Raw genomic sequence first — 19,161 nt, 5'->3', positions numbered from 1 at the left:
CGGGGCCGACCCCGATCAGATCAACAGCCCGCCTCGCCGCGCCACGGAGGCCGCCTCCGCGCGGTTGGCGACGTCGAGCTTGCTGAAGATGTTCTTCAGGTGCCACTTCACCGTGTTGACGGTGACCCCCAGGGCGCGCGCGATCTGCTGGTTGCTGCGCCCGACGTCGAGCATGCGGACGACCTCGAGCTCCCGGCCGTTGAGATCCCCCGCCGAGGCCCGGCCGATCGGCGGCGGCGCGTTCGCCAACAGGGCACCGAGTTCCTCGGCGGGCGGGAGCGAGTCGTCGACGTCGCCCTCGCGCCGTCGGCCGACGATGCGGGCGAGGACCGCCCGCACGTCCGGGCCGCCCTCGTGGACGAGCTGGGGGACGCCCGCCGCGACGATCCTGTCGAGGACGCCCGCCAGGGTGCGTTCGGCGGCCAGGTACCGGGCGGCGCGTTGCTCGATCCCGGTCAGCTGGATCGAGAGCTCGACCGCGACGCGCACCTGCCCGTTGTCCGTGGCCTCGGCGACCAGGTCCTCGACGAGGGCGACGGCTCGATCGTGCTCACCCTGGGCGGAGAGCACCGCCGCGAGCGACGACGTCCGGAACTGATCGATCCGGAGGCCGATCCCGTCGTGTCGCGACGAGCCCTCCGGCAGGTCGCGGGCCACCCGATGCGCCTCCTTGATGCGGCCGCGCGCGAGCATCTGCACGACGCGCTCGGCGCCGACGGCGGCCCGCAGCCGCGTCAGCCCGAGCCGGTCGGCGACCCGTGCGCCCTCCACGAGCACCTCCGCCGACTCGTCGGACGCGCCGCGCCCGGCCCTGATACGCGCCAACAGCACGAAGCTCGCGATCATGAAGTCGACGACCCCGCTCTCGGCCCCGAGCTCGCCGCCCTCGTCCAGCAGCCGTTCGGCCTCGGCGACCTCGCCCCGGAGGTAGTGCAGCTCCCCGAGCAGTGCGCCGGCCAGCTGGGCGGCGTGCGAGCGGCGCCCCGCCGACCGCCGCGCCAGGACGACGGCGCCCTCGAGCTGCGCCTGCGCCTCGGGGATGTCGAGCTGGGAGAGGGCGGCGATCCCGGCGAAGCAGCGGCCGTACACGCCGGAGAACGGGCCGGTGGTCCTCTCGTGGAACGGGACGGCCCAGCACTGCCACTCGCGGGCGCGGGCGAACCGCATCGCGTGGATGTCGCAGAAGGACTGGATGTTCGCCGCCACCGCCACGACCCACGGCCGGTAGCTGCGTGCGCACCGGAGGCTGTGCTCGACCAGTCGCTCGGCCCGGTCGGTGCGGTCGCCGTAGACGTCGATGCACGCCTGCACCACGTCGGCCTCGCTGCGCATCTCCTCGGAGGCCCCCGCGGCCGACAGCGCGGGTCGGAGGGCGTCGAGCGAGGCCTGGGCGGCCGCGCTGCGCTGCAGGAGGCAGTTCGCCCACGCGACGGCCATCAGCAGCCGGGGACGGTCGTCGGCCGCGGTGCACGGCAGCCGGCCGAGCAGCCCCAGCAGGCTCACCATCCGGCTGTGCTCCACGAGCGGCATCGCGTGCTGTTCGACGAGGTCGGTGGCCCGCCGGACGTCGCCGCCGCTCAGCGCGTGCGCCACGGCCTCCGGGACCAGGGCCTGCTCGGCGAACCATGCCGACGCCCGGGAGTGCAGCGCGACGACCCGGTCGGGATGGTCGCGGTCGAGTCGACGGCGGAGGTAGTCGGCGAACAGGTGGTGGTAGCGGAACCACTCCCGTTCGGTGTCGAGCGGACGCAGGAACAGGTCCCGGCTCTCGAGCTCCTCGAGCATCGCCTGGCCGTCCCCCCGGCCCGCGAGCACGCCCGCGAGGTCGCCGCAGAGCCGGTCGCACACCGAGGTGGCCAGCAGGAAGTCCAGGACGTCGGCCGGGAGCGCGTCGAGCACGTTCTCCGCCAGGTACTCGCCCACCGAGTGGTGACGTCCGGAGAACCCGCGGATCAACGTGGCGGGGTCGGCGCTGTCCCGCAACGACAGCGACGCCAGCTGCAGCGCGGCGACCCACCCGTCGGTGCCGGCGGAGAGCCGCGCGACGTCGTCGCCGTCGAGGCGCAGCCCGTTGAGCTCGACGAGGAACTCCCGGGTCTCGTCGAGGTCGAAGCGCAGCAGGTCGGCGTCGATCTCCACCAGGTGACCCCGCACGCGCAGCCGGCTCAACGGCAGCTGTGGCCGGCGACGGCTGGTGAGCACGACCGCCAGGTTCGGTGGCGCGAAGTCGAGGAGGTGGACCAGCGCCCGGCGGGCCTCGGAGTCGTCGACGAGGTGCCAGTCGTCGAACGCGATCACGAACCTGCCGTCGACGTCGCCGATGACCTCGAGGAGGGCCGACAGCGTGTAGCCCTGCATGTCCTCCGCGTTCTGCTCGATCAGGGCCGCGAGATCGCCGATCGCTTCCGCCGCCGACGGGAGTGCCCGGCGCACGGCCTCGAGCAGGTGGGCCAGGAACCAGTGCGGGTCGTTGTCGTCGCCGTGCAGGCCGAGCCAGGCCACCTGGGCCCCGCCGTCCTGCAGGATCGCCAGCCACTGCACCGCGAGCGTCGACTTCCCGTACCCGGCCGGGGCGTGGATGACCGTGAGCCGTCGCGGTTCGGAACGACGCAGGTCCGCGAGCACCCGCCGCCGTTCGATGACGTTGTGCACGTGCGTCGGCGCCCGGAATCGAGCGGACGCCTCACGGGGCGCCCGTCGTGGCGCGGCGGGCGGGGAGACCTCCGGCTCGGTCGTCATCGACTGTCCTCCGTCGCCCACACCCGGCGCGGGGCTCCGTGACCCCCGAGGTGCTTCGCGGGCCCCGGCGCCGACTCGCGCGAGCCGCACCGCCCGACCGCACGGCGCTGGTGCCACCCCGACCACCTTGTCAGGGGACCGGGCCGAGCGACCACCCGATCGGGTAGTCACCCTGCCCCGCGTGCCGCGAGCGGTTCGTGCTCCACCGCCCGCTCACCCCTCGGTGGCGCCCGTCCCGTCGAGCGCGGCGACGTGGCGGCCGTAGGGCCTCGCGGCGAGGAGCGTGATCGAGATCGTGTGCCCGTCCGGGAGCCGGCAGGTGCGGGTTTCGCCGTCGCGCGCACCGAGTACGGCCCGTCCGATGGGGGAGGCCGGCGAGGAGACCTCGATCTCGGAGGGGGTGGGGACGTTGCTCTCGGCGAGCAGGAACGTCTCCGTCTCCGGGCCGTCGTCGATGCGGACGGTGAGCACCATGCCCGGCTCGGCGATGCCGTCGTCCGCGGGTGCGGTGGCGACGGTCGCGCCGAGCAGGAGCTCCTGGAGATGGCGGATCCGCCGTTCCCGCCACCGGTGACCAGCCCCGGCGTCGTCGTCGACGTCGAGTCGCATGCGAGCTGCGCGGTGGCTCAGCAGGAGCCGCTCGAGCTCGGTGCGGGCCTGCTGATGGCCCTGCGCACTCAGCCACGCTCCGCCGTCGGTCCCCACGATGCGCGCCTCCCTGTGTGGCTGCCCGGCGTGACGTCGCCGGAGCGCCGAGTCCGTCTCCGTGTCCTCAGGGTGCGGCCTCGGTGGCGAGCGCGAGTTGTCCGATCCCGTCAATCGAGCTCGGCATCGTTGTCCGTAGGGGACAACGAATACCCGCGCGGTCTCGGTCATCGTCGGAGGCGTCTCTGGAGTGTGGGGAGGTCGGCCATGGCCGAGTTCGGTGGCGACATCACGCCGCGCAGTGCGGTCGTCGTCGGGGCGGGAGTCGTCGGGCTGTCGACGGCGTGGTTCCTGCAGGACCGCGGTGTCCACGTGACGGTGGTCGACCGTGACGAGGTCGGCAGCGGCGCCTCGTGGGGCAATGCCGGGTGGGTGTCGCCGGGGCTCGCGCTCCCGCTGACGTCGCCGCACGTGCTGGGGGAGGGGCTGCGGGGACTGTTCGATCCCCGTGCTCCGCTCAGCGTCCCCGCGCGGCCGGACCCGCGGCTGTGGCACTTCCTGCTGCGCTTCGCCGCCCACTGCACCACCCGTCACTGGCGCCGGGCGCTCGAGGCCTCCCTGCCTCTCCTCGTCGAGAGCCTGGCGGCCTACGACACGCTGTCGGGCGAGGGCGTCGACGTCGGGGACGTCGAGTCCCCCATCGTCGCGGGGTTCTCGGATCCCCGGGCGGCCGCGGCCTTCCGGCGCGAGCTCGCCCTCGTGGAGGCCGTCGGCGTGCCGGTGTCGGTCCACGATCTCGACGGCGCAGAGCTGCATGCTGCGCGTCCCCAGCTCTCGGACCGCATCGTGGCGGGGGTGCGCGTCGACGGGCAGCGGTTCCTCGATCCTGCGCGGTTCGTCGACCAGCTGGCCCACGCCGTCGTCCGGCGTGGCGCCACCATCCGGTCCCGGATGGCCGTCTCGGCGGTCCGGGTCGACCGGGGTCGCGTCCTCGTGTCCGCGGACGAGGGCCCGCCCGTCGGCGCGGACGTCGCGGTGCTCGCGACCGGCGCCCACCTCGGGGAGCTCGCCCGCGGCCGTGGTGTGCGCGTCCCGGTGCGCGCCGGGCGCGGCTACTCGTTCACCGTGCCGACCGACGCCCCGGTACACGGGCCGATCTACCTGCCGGGGGCGCGCGTCGCGTGCACGCCGTACCGGGACCGCCTGCGGGTGGCGGGCACGATGGAGTTCCGCGCGGCCGACCGACCGGCCGACACCACCAGGGCCGACGCCATCGTCGCCTCGGTCCGCGACCTCCTCACCGGGGTCCGCTGGGACGAGCGCAGCAGTCCTTGGGTGGGTGCCCGTCCGGTCACCACCGATGCGCTCCCGCTCGTGGGCGCCACACGCCGTCCCGGCGTCTACGTCGCGGGCGGCCACGGGATGTGGGGCGTGACGCTCGGGCCGGTGACCGGCCGCCTGCTGGCCGAACAGATCACCACCGGGAAGCAGCCGACCGCGCTGCTCCCGTTCGATCCCCTGCGCTGAACCCCGACCGACCCGAGGCCCGATGGGAGGCCCGACATGCTCGACGACCGAGAACGCGCGATGTTGCTCGACATCGAGAACCATCTGCTCGCCGACGACCCGCGGTGGTCCACGGCCTTCTCCACGTACGCGTGGCGGGCCCGTCGGCAGCGCACCTTCGAGCTGGCGTTCCACGCCGTGGCGACGGTGGCCTTCGCGGCCCTCGCGCTGCTGATGGTCGTGGCGCAGTCTCCGGGGCCTGCGGTGTTCTTCGCCGCGCTGACCGCCCTCATGGTCTGGCTCCTGCGCCGACTCCGGCGGACGCCGCTGCTGGGCGCCCCTGCCGGCGCGGCCGGTACACCGCCGCCCGGGCGGACGTGACCTAAGGGATCGGGTCCTCGTCCATCGCGGCGAGGGCGATGATCAGGGCGAGTCGCTGGTCGGGGTGATCGGTGGCGAGGGGAGTGGCCTCGTCCATCTTCCGCAGGCGGTACCGGACGGTGTTCGGGTGGACGTCGAGGGCCGTCGCGGCGGCGCCGATGTCCCCGTGGGCGGCCAGCCAGGCCCGCAGCGTCGCGACGTGGTGTGTCCCGTGGCGCCGGTCGTGGCGCTGGAGCTCGGCCACCGGACCGCGCTCGGGCATGCGGCCCGCGGCGGTGACGGCCCGCAGGCGGCGGAGCACGATGCGGTCCCACGACTCGTCGTACGCCACGGGCGGGAGCTCGGGACGAGCGGCGTGCAGGGCCAGGCACTCGTCGGCCTCGCGCCGGCTGGCCGGCAGCAGCGCGGCCTCGGCCGGACCGCCGATCCCGGCCACCAGTCCCACGTGGGCGGGGAGACCGCCGCGCACGGCCGCCAGCCAGTCGCGCGCGGCCTCGACGGTGTCGTCCCCGGCGGGGAGCAGGGTGTAGACGGTGTGGGCGAACAGGGCACTGCGGCCGGGCCGGGACCAGCCGAAGCCCGTCGTGACGTGCTCGAAGGCCAGCAGGACCCCGGCGTGCTGCTCGTCCTCCACGTGGGCCTGCAGCGCCACGACGCGCAGCCCGTGCCGGGGCAGCCCGAGCTGACTGATCATGGCCGGGGCGTCGCCGATGCCCTCGATCAGGTGGGTGACCAGGTCGGACTCCACCTGACGCTCCAGGTCGGCGCTCGCGCGCGAGCGCAGCAGGTGCAGCGCGGCGGTCCGTGCGCCGTCCTCGAGGACCCGGCGGCGCGCGGCGTCGAAGGGGACGGCGGTCTCGACCCACAACGAGCCCAGGAGCTCCCGCCCCGCGCGCACGGCGATGACCATGCGCCCGCCGAAGCCGTGTGCCGCGGAGGGCTCGACGAACAGGGGCTCGTCGGAGGCGGCGAGGTGGCGGAACACCCCGCGTTCGGCGAAGAGCTCCCGGACGCGGTCGGGCAGCCGTCGCCCCAGGATGGTCTGCGAGCGCACCGTGTCGACGACGTCGTCGGAGCTCGAGTAGGCCAGCACGCGGGAGAGCTGGTCCTCGATCACGACCGAGGAGTCGCGGAGCGCGGCGGCGAGGGTGTCGGCCAGGGCGAACAGGTCGGTCGGGCCCCGGCCCGACTCGGTCTCGCGGCCCTCGAGGACCAGCCCGTAGGCCAGCCCGGTGAGGTGGCTCCACGAGACCTCGGGATCGGCCAGAACGACCGCGATGCCCGCGTGCTCGGCCGTCGCGGAGATCGCGGGTTCGAGCGGCGCCGGGGCGCGGACGAGCACCACCGCCGCGCGCGCGGACCCGGCCAGGTCGACCGCCTCCGCCGTCGAGTCGACCCCGACGGCCAGGAAGACGTCGCCGGTGGCGGTGCGCGGGTCGGTCGGGTCGTGCACGACCAGGCTCCGCAGCATGACGTCACGCTCGCGGGCTCCGCCGGCGAGCCGGGCGCCGCTGCCGGCCAGCACGTTGACGAGGCGATCCAACGTGATCATCTGTCCTCCTCCGACAACGAGGGGTCGCTGAATTGTTCGACTCTACAACCGGAGAGGCGGCACCTCGCGGCATCCTCGCTGGTGAGGGCGGCGTGGCCGCCCCGTGACGAGCAGTGCGACGTGAGGGGAAGGAGCGCGACGATGGGGACCGTGGCGACGGGTCGGGACGTGCGGGCGATGGCCACCGCCCACCTCGAGGAGGAGGCCCGGCGGTTCACGCGTCGGACCCGGTTCTCGATGGCGGTGGAGGGCGTCCTCGCGCTGGCGCTCGGCGGCGTCGGCCTCGGCGTCCTGGGCGCCGGGGAGTCCGCCACGGCGACCGTGGCCGGCGTCCGGCTGGGCCTGCCCCAGTTCGCGGTCCTCGCCGCGGTCGGCCTGGCGATCCTCGTGACCCTGCGCCACCCGGCGTGGCTGCGCCGCGTCGCGGTGTCCAAGGCGGCCCTGGCCGCCGCGATGTTCGCCGCCGGTGCCGTGTACGCCCCGGTGGGTGCCTGGGACATGAACCTGGCCGGGATCTTCCTGCCGGTGGTGATCGCCCTGGCCGGCTTCGTCCAGTTCGTGTTCCTCGGCAGCGCCCACTTCGTCTCCGAGCCCAGCGACGTGCCGTAGCGGCGCGGCGAGCGCTGCGCCCGTCCGCGGGATGTGCCCGCGCGGAAGAGTCGACAGGGTGGGGGAGTACCGAGCGGGCCACACGGGCCTCAGGAAGGTGGTGGACCGCGATGGTCGACCCCGGCACCACGACAGGACCGGCACCGGAGGACACGCTGATGCCGGCCGCGTTCCTCGGGCACGGGAACCCGATGAACGCGCTGGCGGTCAACCGCTACACCACGGCCTGGCACTCGCTGGGGGCCGCCGTGCCGCGCCCGCGCGCGATCCTGGTGATCAGCGCGCACTGGTACATCAACGCCACCGCCGTCACCGTCATGCCGCGACCGCGCACCATCCACGACTTCTACGGCTTCCCGGCCGAGCTCTTCGACGTCCAGTACCCCGCACCGGGGCTGCCCGAGCTCGCCGACGAGATCAGCGAGATCGTCCATCCGACCTGGGTCGGGGCCGACGTGGACAGCTGGGGGATCGACCACGGCACGTGGTCCGTGCTCCTGCACGCCTTCCCCGACGCCTCGATCCCCGTCGTGCAGCTGAGCATCAACGCCGACAAGCCCTTCGACTACCACCTCGAGCTGGGCGCGAAGCTCGCCCCGTTGCGCCGTCGCGGTGTGCTCGTGATCGGCAGCGGCAACGTGGTGCACAACCTGCGGGCGATGGACTGGGCGCTCGCCGACGACGGCTACGACTGGGCGAAGCGCTTCAGCGACGTCTCGCGCGAGCGGATGCTGACGGCGCCCACGGAGTTCGCCACGCTCGACGCCCACGCCGACTTCGGGCACGCGGTGCCGACGCCGGACCACTTCATCCCGGCCCTGTACTTCGCCGGGATGGCCGGGGCGAGCGCCGACCCGACGATGGACGTCCTCGTCGACGGGTACGCGTACGGGTCCCTGTCGATGACCGCCTACACCCTCGACGCCTCCTGCGCGGGCGGGTCCGGCGGGGACGCCATGCCCCGGCCTCCGGCGGAGCTCCCGCCCGACGCCTCGAACATCTGAGGGCGAGCCGGTCGAGGCGCCCGGATCAGGCCGGCTCGGGCTCGTGCCGCGTCGTGGTCCGGCGCGCGTGGGTGGAGAACACCCAGAGCCGGAGCACGACGAACCGCAGCGAACCGACCGCGCCGGTCACCGCGGCGATGAGCAGCAGCTGCGCCCACCAGGCATCGCTCACCACGGGTTCGAGCAGCGCCAGGGCGGTGGCGGTGGCGACCAGGCCGGCCGCCGCCAGCCCGCCGCCCTCCCACTGCGCCGTCCACCAGCCGATCCGTCCCTCGGCGTGGAAGGTGAGCCGCCGGTGCAGCTCGTTGGCCAGAACGGACGAGACGACGGCGCCGGTGAGGTTGGCCAGCTGGATGCCGAACGGCCGCAGCAGCAGGAACAGACCGAAGTAGACCAGCGAGCTGATCACGCCCACCGTGACGAAGCGGACGAGCTGAGCGGCCGGGTCGTCGCCGTGCAGCCGGGCCCGGGTGCCGCACAGCGCCACCTGCCAGGGCCGCGACCCCTGCGAGCACAGCCGGCACGAACGGACGACGGGCACCCGCCCACGGTACGTCGGGGCCGGAGCCGCTTCCCGAGATCACCGCCGAGTCGCGGGGACCGGTCAGGCCCCGCCCGCGTCGAGTCGCGCGCGCACCGCGTTCAGGCGCGCGGCGAGCTCGGTCTCGTCGATGACGTTCCGGGCGACCAACGAGTGGGCCAGGGCGACGAGCTGGTTCTCCGGGTGGGGCAGCGAGGCGTACACCTCGCGGGTGACACGGTCCTCGTCGTCGCGACGGGTGAGCGGGGGCAGCGCCGCCCCCTCCTCGTCGAGCGCGTCGCACATCGCGTCGAGGCTGGATTTCCAGGGCGGCACCGCCTGGGTGACGCCGTACTCCGCGGCCATCCGCTCCCAGACCTGGTCGTGCTCGACGATGTGTTCCAGCGTCCGGACCCGGACGGAGGCGATGTCGTGGTCGGTCGTCATGTCGTGTCCCCGTGGACTAGTCGCTCGTCACCGGACGGAGCGCGGCGTGCACCGGACGGGCCGCGTTCGTGGTCACCCCCGGCTTGGGCAGGGCGACACCGATCAGGCAGTCGCGGGTCACGATCTCCGCGAGCTGTTCCTCGCTCCATCCCTCCGTACCGGCGGGCCGGACCGGGAGCACCATGAACCGGTGCTTCGAGTTGGAGTCCTCGACGCGGACCTCGACGTCCTCGGGCAGATAGAGGCCGAACTCCGCGAGCACCTGGCGCGGCCACCGCACGATGCGGCGACGGTAGTTCGGCGTCCGGTACCACTCCGGCGACATGCCCAGGATCGGGCGGGGATAGCAGGAGCACAGGGTGCAGACGATCACGTGGTGCAGCGTCGGGGTGTCCTCGAGCACCTCGAACGCGGTGAAGTCGCTGGGGGTGCCGAACCCGGTCGGGTGGAGCCAGTCGATGCCCATCTCGCGGGACGCGGTGATGGCGTCGTCGAGCGCCAGCCGCCGGAACTCCGGATCGAGCCACGCCTTGGCGACGAACCGCGACCCGGCGGCCGGCTCGAGCTGCTCCACGTGCTCGGTGTAGCGCCGGTGGTCCTCCGCGGTGAACAGGCCCTTCTCGATGGCGAGCTCCCGTAGCGCGATCTCCAGCACCTCGAAGTCGGTGACCTCCTCGACCATCGGTGCCGTGCCGGCGTGCTGGTGCGTGTCGTGCCCCGACCCGTCCAGGTCCGTCATCCCCGTCCCCCTCCTCGTCCCCGCGGCTCGTGCCGGCGGGCTAGACCGCCGGTCGGAGCCAGCGCTCCGAGATCTCTGCCTGGAGCGTGTCGTGCGGAGGGCCCGTGTACGCCGTCCACAGGTCAGCCATCCGGAAGCGCACGATGTAGAACCACTCCGATTCCTGGTCCTCGCGGTCGAACGCCTCGTCCTCCGGCGCCAGGCTCTCGTAGGAGACCTTGGCGACCGTTCCGCTCGCGCCCCTCAGGTACTCCTGGGTGCGCGTGTAGAAGATCGTGGGGAGCTCACGCACGGACACCGCATCACCGACCGCGAACCCGGGCGTGCCCGCCGTGTCGGCGAAGCACTGCGGATCGCCCTTGCCGACCGCGTCCACGTGGTGGTGGTTGCGGGCGACCGCCTCGGTGTCCCCGGTCGTGCGGGGGGCGGCGTCGAGGGGACCGTGGATGCCGCCGGCGTACCGATCCCGGACCTCGCTCACCCGCTCGATCAGCTCGCCGAGGGTGATGTGCCGCTTCTCGACCAGGCAGCGGGCGATCGCCCACAGCCAGCGGCCGTAGTAGGGCAGGCCGAGATAGTTCGTCCGTCCGAGGTCGACGTTGCCGATCCTCCGGCGTTCCTCCGAGGTCCAGATGCCCCGCCAGCCCAGGACCTCACAGGTGACGAAGGTGTTGAGCTCCCACTGCTCCTCCTCCTTGTCCTCGAACAAGGCCGGAGGGTCCGGCTCACCGCCGACGTCGTGGGGCGTCTTCATGTAGGCCCGGAACGCGCCGTGATCGACCTGATCCGGATACGCCCAGTCCTGGACGCGGTGGAACGCCACGCGCAGCTGGCTCGAAAGATCGCCCAGGACCGAATTGCCCACGACCGTCACCCCGCTGAAAGGCCCACTCCACTAGTCCAAACGCGAGCCGAGCGTAACGTGGATCACCCCGCTCGGGAAGCGCGCCATCGGGCTGTATCACCGGCCAGATGGGTGGGTCGACGCTGTCGGGTCGCAGGACCCACCCGCCGACCGGCCACCGCCTCGTCAGAGGGTCGGCAGCATGCCGCCGTCGCAGCGCAGCACCGTGCCCGTGATGTACCCGGCCGGGGCGCTGCAGAGGAACGCCGCGGCCGCGCCGAACTCGGCGGGATCGCCGTACCGCCCCACCGGGATGGTGCCCCGGACCTCCGCCTCGACCTCCTCGCGCGAGCGGCCGGTGCGTTCCGCGGCCGCCGTGTCGACCTGTTCCGCCCGCGCCGTCGCGATGCGCCCGGGCAGCAGCGAGTTGACGGTGACCCCGGCCGGCGCCACCTCGGTCGCGAGGGTCTTGAGGTAGCCGGCGAGCGCTGCGCGCCCCAGGTTCGACAGCGCGAGCCCGGGGATCGGGGCCTGCACGCCGCTGGAGCTGATGCTCAGCACGCGACCCCACCCGCGGTCGATCATCCCGGGCAGCGCCCGGTCCAGCAGGACCTGGTGCGGCGCGACGAGGGTCGCGATCGCCGTGCGGATGCCGTCCGGACCGACGTCCCGGGCGGAGCCGGGCGCCGGCCCCGGGCCGTTGAGCACCAGGATGTCGGGCTCGCCGACCCGCTCGACCGTGGCCGCGTACAGCCGCTCCGCGCCGCCCTCCTCGACGAGGTCCACCGCGATCCCCACGGCGCCGGGCAGCCCCGACGCCGCCTCGCGGACGCGCTCGTCGGACCGCCCGCTGACGACCACCGTCGCGCCGTCGTGGGCCAGGGCCGCCGCCGTCGCGAGGCCGAGGCCCGAGGTGGAGGCGCAGACGAGTGCCGTCCGCCCCGCGATGCCCAGATCCATGTCCGCTGCCTTCCCGTCGTCCGACCGTGTCGGGGTCAGTCGGCCAGGTCGAGGCGTCGGCGTCCAGCCCGTGCGGGGTGACACCAGGGCCCCCACGCGCCGCGCGCTGCTCGTACCGTCGAGCGCGTGGACAGCCGCCCCGACACCCTGAGGACCACACCGTGAAGACCGCGAAGCTGGGCGACCTCGAGGTCAGCCGCATCGGCCTGGGAGCCATGGGCATGTCCCACGGCTACACCGGTGCCGGCAGCGACGACGACGAGTCGATCCGCACCATCCACCGCGCCCTCGACCTGGGCATCACGTTGATCGACACCGCCGAGGTGTACGGCCCGTACGTCAACGAGGAGCTGGTCGGCCGCGCGATCAGGGGCCGGCGCGACGAGGTCGTGCTGGCCACCAAGTTCGGCCTGATCTCCCACACCGGCGGACAGGGCGCCGACTCGAGCCCGGACAACGTCCGTGCGGCGGTCGAGGGGTCGCTGCGACGTCTCGGCGTGGACCACATCGACCTCTACTACCAGCACCGCGTCGACCCGGGCACCCCGATCGAGGAGACCGTCGGCGCCGTCGCCGGGCTCGTCCGGGCCGGCAAGGTCCGCCACATCGGCCTGTCGGAGGCGTGGACCGACACGATCCGCCGCGCCCACGCCACCCACCCGATCACGGCGCTGCAGTCGGAGTACTCGCTGTTCACCCGCGACCAGGAGGAGATCCTCCCGCTGCTGCGCGAGCTCGGGATCGGTCTCGTGCCCTACTCGCCGCTGGGACGCGGGTTCCTCACCGGGCAGATCCGCTCGATCGAGGACTTCGCCGACGACGATTTCCGCAAGGACAACCCGCGGTTCGTCGGGGAGGCCTTCCGGCGCAACCTGGCCCTCGCCGACGAGGTCCAGGCCGTCGCCACCGAGGCCGGCGCCACCCCGGCGCAGGTCGCCCTCGCGTGGCTGCTGAGCCGGGGTGCCGACATCGCGCCGATCCCGGGCACCAAGCGGGTCAGCCGCGTCGAGGAGAACGCCGCCGCCGACGGCGTCGAGCTCACCGACGAGCAGCGGAGCCGCCTCGACACGCTGCCCCCGGCCGAGGGCGAACACCACACCGAGGAGCAGATGCGCCTCATCGAGCGGTGAGGCGCGGTCCCCGTCGGTAACCCTCAGGCCTCGGGCGACGACACAGTGACGATCGCGTTCGCCCCTCGGACCCCGGGTCGACGCGCTGGAGGGGCAGTCGGTCGACTGCGCCCGCGCGCAGACTCGAGGGGGGCCGATGGCGATCAGCCTCGCCGTGACGCCGACCGGGCTCCGGATGCAGTTCACCGGGGTCGACCGGGTGGCCGCGTGCACGCGGGGGCTCGACGTCTCGTTCGAGCGGATCGTCGGCTCGCGGGTGATGACCAGGGCCGAGGCGATCGCCTCGAGCCCGCACGTGCCCTGTCCGGGCTCCTGGTGGCCCGGGCGGCTCCGCGTGGGCTCCTGGGGGATCGGCGAACGCCGCCAGCTGTGGGGTGTCCGCCGGAGCCCCCGCGTCGTCGTCGTCTACCTGTCGGGGCGTCCGTTCCACCGCCTCGTCGTGGACGTCGAGGAGCCCGAGGGAACGCACCGCGCCGTCGAGACCGCCCTCCTGCACAGCAAGAAGACCCAGGCCCGCCGGTCGGTGCGTGGGCTCCTGTCCGGACCCGGCACCGAGGGGACCGGTCGTTCCTCCACGGTGTCCTGATCACTGCACCCTGATCACCGGGGCGGAGCCCCATACTCGTCGTACGACGACAGAGGGGACCGGGCATGCAGCTCGACGGCATCGCTGCGCTCGTCACCGGAGCGGCCTCCGGCCTGGGAGCCGCGACGGCGGCCGCTCTCGCCCGGGGCGGGGCCACCGTGTACGGGCTGGACCTCGAGCAGGCCGTCGCCGAGGCGGCCGCGACCAGCCGTGACGTCCGCCTGGTCGCGGCCGACGTCACCGACGGGGAGCAGGTCCGAGCCGCCGTCGCGCGCATCCAGGAGGACGGCGGCGAGCTGCGGCTCGCCGTCAGCTGCGCGGGCATCGCCCCGTCCGCCCGCGTGCTGTCCCGCCGCGGGCCGCACGACCTGGACCTCTTCCACACGGTCCTGAAGGTCAACCTGCTCGGCACCTTCAACGTGATGCGCCTGGCGGCCGAGGCGATGGCCGCCCTGTCGCCGGACGCCCAGGGCCAGCGGGGCGTCGTGGTGAACACCGCGTCGATCGCCGCCTACGAGGCGCAGGTCGGCCAGGTCGCGTACGCCGCGTCCAAGGCCGGTGTCGCGGGGATGACCGTCACCGCCGCCCGCGACCTCGCGCAGTACGGCATCCGCGTCATGACGATCGCGCCGGGCATCGTCGACACGCCGATGATGGCCGGCTTCAGCGACGAGGTCCGTGCCGGGCTCGGCGAGAGCGTGCCCTTCCCGCAGCGCATCGCCGCCCCGGAGGAGTACGCCCGGCTCGTGGCCATGATCGTCGCCAACGACTACCTCAACGGCGACGTGATCCGGATGGACGGCGCGCTCCGGATGGGCCCGCGCTGACGGAGTGATGCGATCGGTGCACAGGAATTGACATGTCCTGATCACGCCGGGTTGGGTCGGAGGTGGACGCACGCCCCGCCGTCTTCGAGGAGAAGCCATGACCTCTGGTGTCGCCGCTGCGAAGGGCCGGGCGACGGCCGTGGCCGTGCCGGCCTCCGAGACGCTGCCGTGGCTGGTCAGCGCGGTGGTGGTCGGGCTGGTGCTCTACTACCTCATCGGGATCGACCAGGGCGCGACGTCGCTCTTCGGCGACAGCTCGGTGATCCACGAGCTGGTGCACGACGCGCGCCACTTCCTCGGGTTCCCCTGCCACTGAGGGACGGCGCGCGGCGAGCGCGGACGCCGTCCTCCGGGTGACGGCGTCGAGGCGACTCATGATGTCGATCATGGTGGGTCCTTCCTGGTGGTGGGACGTCCGGCGTCGGCGACGCGTACCGGCCGCGGCCACAGCGGCGGTCCCGGCGAGCGGCGACCACGCGCGCCGCGCACCGCCTCGGGCGGCGCTCCCGGCACCAAGAGGTGGATCGTCAGGTCCGGCATGAGGGCGTCGACGTCGGTCGCGAAGCGGTGCCCGAACCGGGCGTAGGCGGAGAGCTCGCGGTGGAGGAGCTCGCCGACCGGGCCGGGGTAGCGCGCCAGGGCGCGCTCCGCGGCCGCGTGGAAGTCAGCCTCCTCGAGCAGCCGGCCGGAGAACTCGTCGAACCGGCGGTCAGCGACGGACACGGGAGCCCCCAGGTGGCGCGGTGGCGGGCGCGGCCCGGTGGACCGGCGCGCCTCGACGCTAGGGAGGAGCGGGCGCGCGGGGCATCGGGCGATCACGCCATGTCGCTGACCCGGACACCCCATCCGGGCGGGAGGCTCCGAGGAGGAGGCTCAGGTGCCGAGCCAGCCCCGTTCCGCGGCCACGCGGGCGGCCTGCGCGCGCGTGTGGACGGCGAGCTTGGTGAAGATGTTCGAGACGTGGCGTCCGGCGGTCTTCTCGCTGACGTGGAGGCGCCCCCCGATGTGACGGTTGGACAAGCCGTCGGCGAGCAGGGCGAGCACCTCGCGTTCCCGCGGCGACAGCTCGCACTCGCCGGCGGCGGGTTCGTCGGTCTCGGTGTCGACCAGCCGTCCCAGCCAGCCGTCGACGCTGTCCGGCCCGAAGTCCAGCCACACCGGCTGGTAGGTCGTCCCGTCGACCTCGACGCCCGGACCGGTCGGCGCGAACCCGAGCGGCAGGAAGATCGGTCCGAGCCGGGGGAGGTCCACGACCGTGGAGTAGAGCCGGCGCAGCTGCGGACGCCACTGCATGTAGGTGCGCTTGACGTCCAGCCAGCACGCCGACACCGGGGGCGAGCGCAGCTCCCCGCTCTCCCGCCCGAGCCATCGGCGCATGAGCAGGACCCGCTCGCCGGGGTCGGGAGGGTGCGCGCCCAGGTGCTCCACCCAGGGCCGGGCCACGGGGTCGGAGGCCAGCAGGGCGGGATCGACCGACGCCAGTTCGGCGATCTGCACGAACGCGGCGACCGACCCGTCGGGCTCCCGGGCGACGGCGAAGCTCTCGGGGTGCCCGGTCCACCAGCGGGCGAGGGCGTCCGCCACGGACGGCGGCTCGTGCTCCGCCGCGATCGCGGCGATCTCGGCACCGTCGCCGGGCCGGCCCGGTTCGACGACGTGGGCGGGCCGGGAGCTGGGGAAGCAGGCGTCGCGCACGACGGGGTTGTCGATGAGGAACATGAGGTCGGCGGTGCGCTCCCAGAGGTCGTCGCGCGCCGACGGCCGGGCGGCGAGGAAGCGGGCGGCGCGCCGGCGGTAGCGGCGGCGCCGTTCGGGATCGCGGACGCCGAGCTCGTGGCCGACGGTGTCCCGCACGACGTCGTGCATCACCAGGCCGTCCGGGGCGCTCTCCACGAACGGGAGGCGGCGCAGGCTCTCGAAGGCGGCCCGGGCCCGCTCGGCGTCGGTCTCCCCGTCGGCGTCGTCGTGGAGCAGGGCGCGCAGCAGTGGCTCGGTGATCCGCCGCGAGGTCGAGGCGGCCTCCAGGGCGACGGCGCCCGCCGGCGGGAGGCCCTCGACGAAGGAGGCGAGCAGTCCACCCGGCACGGGGCCGCCCGCGGTCGCCGAGGACGCGGGTGGCTCCGGGTCCCTGCGCGCCGACGCGGCGGCCAGCTCGAGCGCCAAGGGGTGCCCGCGCGCGAAGTCGTCGGCCCGGCGCGCCCGGGTCTCGTCGAGCCCTCGTGCGCGCAGCAGCTCGGCGGCGTCCCGCGGCGGCAACGGCCCGAGACACAGCTCGACCACCGAGCCCGTCCAGCCCGGGGCGCTGTGCCAGGCGCTCGACGGCCGGTCGCGGCCCACGAGCACGGTGGACACCGACGCCGGCAGCGAGGGCAGCAGGCTCGTCCGCACCCAGGCGTCGATCAGCCCGAGCACCTCGTAGGTGTCGACGGCGAGTACGTGGCGCTCGGTGGCCGCCAGCGCCCGCACGATCTCGGTCTCGGTGACGTCGCGCAGGCCGAGCGAGCGGGCGAGGGCCTGGTGCACACCGCGGGGCGTGGGCTCGACGTCTCGGCCGTCGAGGATCGTGACGGCCGTCTCCGCGGGCAGATCCGCGAGGACGCGACGCAGGAGGCGCGTCTTGCCGATGCCCCCGGGTCCGTGCAGCAGGGTGACCAGGCGGTCCGGGTCATCGATCGCGTCGCGCAGGACGGCGCGCTCCGAGCTCCGTCCGATGAAGGTCCGGGCGGCGTTCTCCGCGATGAGGTGCTCGATCGTGCGCGTCACGGAGCCGGGCCTCAGGTGGCCAGGTACAGCGCGATGAGCGCCGGCGGCGCGATGACGTCGAACCAGAAGATGAACCCGGCGTTGCCCGGCGCCGTGTTGTGCTCGCTGATCATCTCCCGGACGTGCCCGAGGGCCGCTCCGAAGTAGAAGATCGTGAAGGCGATGACGACGGCGAGCGCGAAGTCGCGGTCGAAGGACGGGGACAGCACGCCCAGGACGCCGATCCCCAGGTTGGCCAGGCCGACCTCGAACTGGAACGGGCTGCCCTCCGGCCACCCGATGGAGTCCGCCACCGGGCCGGGCATGACGATGTGGCCCGAGCCGCAGATGATCGCGTTCACGCCGACCACCCAGACGAGGGCGTTGGCGAAGGTCGCCGGCAGGAACCCCTCGGTGCCCGACTGCGCGTACTGGACGATCTCGGCGATGACGAAACCGACGACGCCGACGTAGATCGTCAGGCTCGCCAGCCGCAGGACCCAGGGGGGCGGGCCGTCGACGGGCGTGGTCGCCGCGGTGGTCGGGCGCTGCTCCGTGGTCACCGGGACATCGTCGGTCGCCGGCCCCGCGCCATCCACACCTGCGACATCTCGATCAGAGAACGACGTCCGTGCAGGTCACGGGGTCTGTCTGTGCGTGACGGCAGCACCGCACAGGGTCGCCGTCACGGGCACGTGCCCGGCGTCACCCCCCATGCCGCGTGAGGATCGCAGTTCGGTCGTGTCCAACCAGATGAGTTGAACGGGAAGCGCCGCCGACCGGGCGGCACCGTCACCACTCGCGGAAGGACCTGAGCCATGAGCACCCCGACCACGACGTCCACGACGCCGACCCCCACCCCGACCCCCGCGCACTCCGCCGTGACGGCCACCGCCGGCTCGCGGCTCGAGAGCGCGCAGGGCAAGACCACGATCTCCGACGCCGTGGTCGCCAAGGTCGCCGGGATCGCGGCGCGCGAGGTCCCGGGCGTCTACGGCTTCGGCGGCGGCGCGGCCCGCGCCTTCGGCGCGATCACCGAACGCATCCCGGGCGGGCGGGCCTCGAACACCCAGGGCGTCTCGGTCGAGGTCGGCGAGCGCCAGGCCGCCGTCGACCTGACGATCGTCGTCGAGTACGGCGTCGCGATCGCCGACCTCGCGCGGGCGATCCGCCGCAACGTCATCGGCGCGATCGAGCAGATGACCGGGCTCGAGGTCGTCGAGGTCAACATCAACGTCGTCGACCTGTTCGTCCCGTCGGACGACGACGACCAGGACCAGGACCAGGCCCCGGCGCGGCCCACCCACCGGGTCCAGTGACCCGTCCCCCGACCGGGCCGGTGCTCGACACCGATGCGCTCGCCGAGCCGGTGGCCGCCGCGGTGCTCGCCTGCCCCGCGGTGGCCCGGCTCTCGGGCGGCCCCTTCGGCACCGTCGGGACCTACCTGCCCGGTCGCCGGGTGACCGGCGTCCAGATCACCACCACCGGGATCACGGTCCGGCTGGTCTCCCGTCCGGTCGCACTGCGGGCCCTGGAGACCCAGGTCCGCGCCGCGGTGACCGCGGTCCTCCCGGGCCTGCCGATCCACATCGGCCTCGACGATCTCGACGTCGGGCCGGGCTGAACCCCGGCGGCCGCCGGCCGGTCGGCGACCTGGCCGTCGTCCGGCCGGCCGGCCGGCCCGGCCCCCCACACCTCTCTCTTGGAGTTGATCGACATGCGCGTGTCCAACACCGTGCTCGGCCTGATCGTGGGCCTCGTGCTCGGCCTCGCCGGCGCCTTCGGCGGCTTCGGTGCCTTCCTCCTGGTCCTCGTGCTCGGCGTGGTGGGCCTGCTCGTCGGCCGGTACCTCGACGGGCAGCTCGACCTCGACGGGCTCACCGGCCGCGGTCGTTCCGGTGACCGCCCGAGCCCCCGGTTCTGAGCCCGC

The 19,161-nt window shown here is 73.8% G+C and carries 22 protein-coding genes; 11 read left to right on the top strand and 11 right to left on the bottom strand.

The window, feature by feature from the left end:
- Positions 1–15 precede the first annotated feature (15 nt).
- Both ACQPYN_RS20775 and ACQPYN_RS20770 read right to left on the bottom strand, forming a co-directional pair.
- Positions 16–2,739, bottom strand: coding sequence for a LuxR C-terminal-related transcriptional regulator (locus tag ACQPYN_RS20775; protein WP_433026986.1), 2,724 nt, complete (start codon positions 2,737–2,739; stop codon positions 16–18).
- Positions 2,740–2,952: 213 nt separating this feature from the next.
- Positions 2,953–3,444: a GreA/GreB family elongation factor gene (locus ACQPYN_RS20770; RefSeq protein ID WP_433026983.1), complete on the bottom strand. Its 492-nt coding sequence runs from the start codon at positions 3,442–3,444 to the stop codon at positions 2,953–2,955.
- Positions 3,445–3,651: 207 nt separating this feature from the next.
- On the opposite strand from ACQPYN_RS20770, the gene ACQPYN_RS20765 reads away from it, so the two are divergent.
- The gene (locus ACQPYN_RS20765; protein WP_433026980.1) at positions 3,652–4,911 is read left to right on the top strand and encodes an NAD(P)/FAD-dependent oxidoreductase; all 1,260 of its coding nucleotides are present in this window, start codon (positions 3,652–3,654) and stop codon (positions 4,909–4,911) included.
- Between the two features lie 36 nt (positions 4,912–4,947).
- A complete protein-coding gene (locus ACQPYN_RS20760) occupies positions 4,948–5,271 on the top strand; it encodes a DUF3040 domain-containing protein (RefSeq protein ID WP_433026977.1) in 324 nt (107 codons plus the stop codon).
- A 1-nt stretch (position 5,272) separates the two neighbouring features.
- Here ACQPYN_RS20760 and ACQPYN_RS20755 read toward each other — a convergent pair whose 3' ends face one another.
- Positions 5,273–6,823: a PucR family transcriptional regulator gene (locus tag ACQPYN_RS20755; RefSeq protein WP_433026974.1), complete on the bottom strand. Its 1,551-nt coding sequence runs from the start codon at positions 6,821–6,823 to the stop codon at positions 5,273–5,275.
- A 141-nt stretch (positions 6,824–6,964) separates the two neighbouring features.
- Between ACQPYN_RS20755 and ACQPYN_RS20750 the strand changes: the two genes are divergently transcribed.
- Positions 6,965–7,432 (top strand): hypothetical protein, encoded by a 468-nt coding sequence (locus tag ACQPYN_RS20750; RefSeq protein WP_433026971.1) that lies wholly within the window; start codon positions 6,965–6,967, stop codon positions 7,430–7,432.
- A gap of 110 nt (positions 7,433–7,542) precedes the next feature.
- Complete coding sequence (gene ygiD, locus ACQPYN_RS20745; protein WP_433026969.1) at positions 7,543–8,436, top strand: 4,5-DOPA dioxygenase extradiol; 894 nt, start codon at positions 7,543–7,545, stop codon at positions 8,434–8,436.
- 25 nt (positions 8,437–8,461) lie between these two features.
- Here ygiD and ACQPYN_RS20740 read toward each other — a convergent pair whose 3' ends face one another.
- From ACQPYN_RS20740 to ACQPYN_RS20720, 5 genes are all read right to left on the bottom strand, one after another.
- Positions 8,462–8,977, bottom strand: a complete 516-nt coding sequence (locus ACQPYN_RS20740) for a GtrA family protein (protein WP_433026966.1) — start codon at positions 8,975–8,977, stop codon at positions 8,462–8,464.
- A 63-nt stretch (positions 8,978–9,040) separates the two neighbouring features.
- Positions 9,041–9,403: a hypothetical protein gene (locus ACQPYN_RS20735; RefSeq protein WP_433026963.1), complete on the bottom strand. Its 363-nt coding sequence runs from the start codon at positions 9,401–9,403 to the stop codon at positions 9,041–9,043.
- Between the two features lie 16 nt (positions 9,404–9,419).
- A complete protein-coding gene (gene scnC, locus ACQPYN_RS20730; protein WP_433026960.1) occupies positions 9,420–10,142 on the bottom strand; it encodes a thiocyanate hydrolase subunit gamma in 723 nt (240 codons plus the stop codon).
- Between the two features lie 40 nt (positions 10,143–10,182).
- Entirely contained in the window at positions 10,183–11,007 is an 825-nt protein-coding gene (locus ACQPYN_RS20725; protein ID WP_433026957.1) for an SH3-like domain-containing protein, read from the bottom strand.
- A 165-nt stretch (positions 11,008–11,172) separates the two neighbouring features.
- Positions 11,173–11,946 carry an SDR family oxidoreductase gene (locus ACQPYN_RS20720; RefSeq protein WP_433026954.1) on the bottom strand — a complete coding sequence of 258 codons (774 nt, stop codon included), beginning with the start codon at positions 11,944–11,946 and terminating at the stop codon, positions 11,173–11,175.
- 161 nt (positions 11,947–12,107) lie between these two features.
- Between ACQPYN_RS20720 and ACQPYN_RS20715 the strand changes: the two genes are divergently transcribed.
- The 4 genes from ACQPYN_RS20715 (at position 12,108) to ACQPYN_RS20700 (ending at position 14,805) form a co-directional block, all read left to right on the top strand.
- Complete coding sequence (locus tag ACQPYN_RS20715; RefSeq protein ID WP_433026951.1) at positions 12,108–13,076, top strand: aldo/keto reductase; 969 nt, start codon at positions 12,108–12,110, stop codon at positions 13,074–13,076.
- 136 nt (positions 13,077–13,212) lie between these two features.
- Positions 13,213–13,662: a hypothetical protein gene (locus ACQPYN_RS20710; protein WP_433026948.1), complete on the top strand. Its 450-nt coding sequence runs from the start codon at positions 13,213–13,215 to the stop codon at positions 13,660–13,662.
- Positions 13,663–13,727: 65 nt separating this feature from the next.
- Positions 13,728–14,489 (top strand): SDR family NAD(P)-dependent oxidoreductase, encoded by a 762-nt coding sequence (locus ACQPYN_RS20705; protein ID WP_433026945.1) that lies wholly within the window; start codon positions 13,728–13,730, stop codon positions 14,487–14,489.
- 97 nt (positions 14,490–14,586) lie between these two features.
- Positions 14,587–14,805: a CbtB domain-containing protein gene (locus tag ACQPYN_RS20700; protein WP_274195502.1), complete on the top strand. Its 219-nt coding sequence runs from the start codon at positions 14,587–14,589 to the stop codon at positions 14,803–14,805.
- A gap of 68 nt (positions 14,806–14,873) precedes the next feature.
- Here ACQPYN_RS20700 and ACQPYN_RS20695 read toward each other — a convergent pair whose 3' ends face one another.
- The 3 genes from ACQPYN_RS20695 to ACQPYN_RS20685 form a co-directional block, all read right to left on the bottom strand.
- Entirely contained in the window at positions 14,874–15,212 is a 339-nt protein-coding gene (locus ACQPYN_RS20695; RefSeq protein WP_433026941.1) for a hypothetical protein, read from the bottom strand.
- 150 nt (positions 15,213–15,362) lie between these two features.
- A complete protein-coding gene (locus ACQPYN_RS20690) occupies positions 15,363–17,252 on the bottom strand; it encodes a LuxR C-terminal-related transcriptional regulator (RefSeq protein WP_433026938.1) in 1,890 nt (629 codons plus the stop codon).
- An 11-nt stretch (positions 17,253–17,263) separates the two neighbouring features.
- Entirely contained in the window at positions 17,264–17,794 is a 531-nt protein-coding gene (locus ACQPYN_RS20685; RefSeq protein ID WP_433026935.1) for a DUF6790 family protein, read from the bottom strand.
- Positions 17,795–18,049: 255 nt separating this feature from the next.
- On the opposite strand from ACQPYN_RS20685, the gene ACQPYN_RS20680 reads away from it, so the two are divergent.
- The 3 genes from ACQPYN_RS20680 to ACQPYN_RS20670 all read left to right on the top strand — a co-directional run bounded on the left by ACQPYN_RS20680 (position 18,050) and on the right by ACQPYN_RS20670 (position 19,155).
- A complete protein-coding gene (locus ACQPYN_RS20680; RefSeq protein WP_433026932.1) occupies positions 18,050–18,550 on the top strand; it encodes an Asp23/Gls24 family envelope stress response protein in 501 nt (166 codons plus the stop codon).
- Positions 18,547–18,855: a hypothetical protein gene (locus ACQPYN_RS20675; protein WP_433026929.1), complete on the top strand. Its 309-nt coding sequence runs from the start codon at positions 18,547–18,549 to the stop codon at positions 18,853–18,855. Before ACQPYN_RS20680 ends, ACQPYN_RS20675 begins: the two co-directional genes overlap by 4 nt.
- A 78-nt stretch (positions 18,856–18,933) precedes the next feature.
- Entirely contained in the window at positions 18,934–19,155 is a 222-nt protein-coding gene (locus ACQPYN_RS20670) for a hypothetical protein (RefSeq protein WP_433026926.1), read from the top strand.
- Positions 19,156–19,161: the final 6 nt, after the last annotated feature.

It is taken from the genome of Actinomycetospora sp. CA-053990 (genome assembly GCF_050948445.1).
GTDB classification, from domain to species: domain Bacteria; phylum Actinomycetota; class Actinomycetes; order Mycobacteriales; family Pseudonocardiaceae; genus Actinomycetospora; species Actinomycetospora callitridis.
The sequence above is the reverse complement of the archived record's forward strand: the minus strand, read 5'-3'. Positions and strand labels throughout refer to the sequence as shown.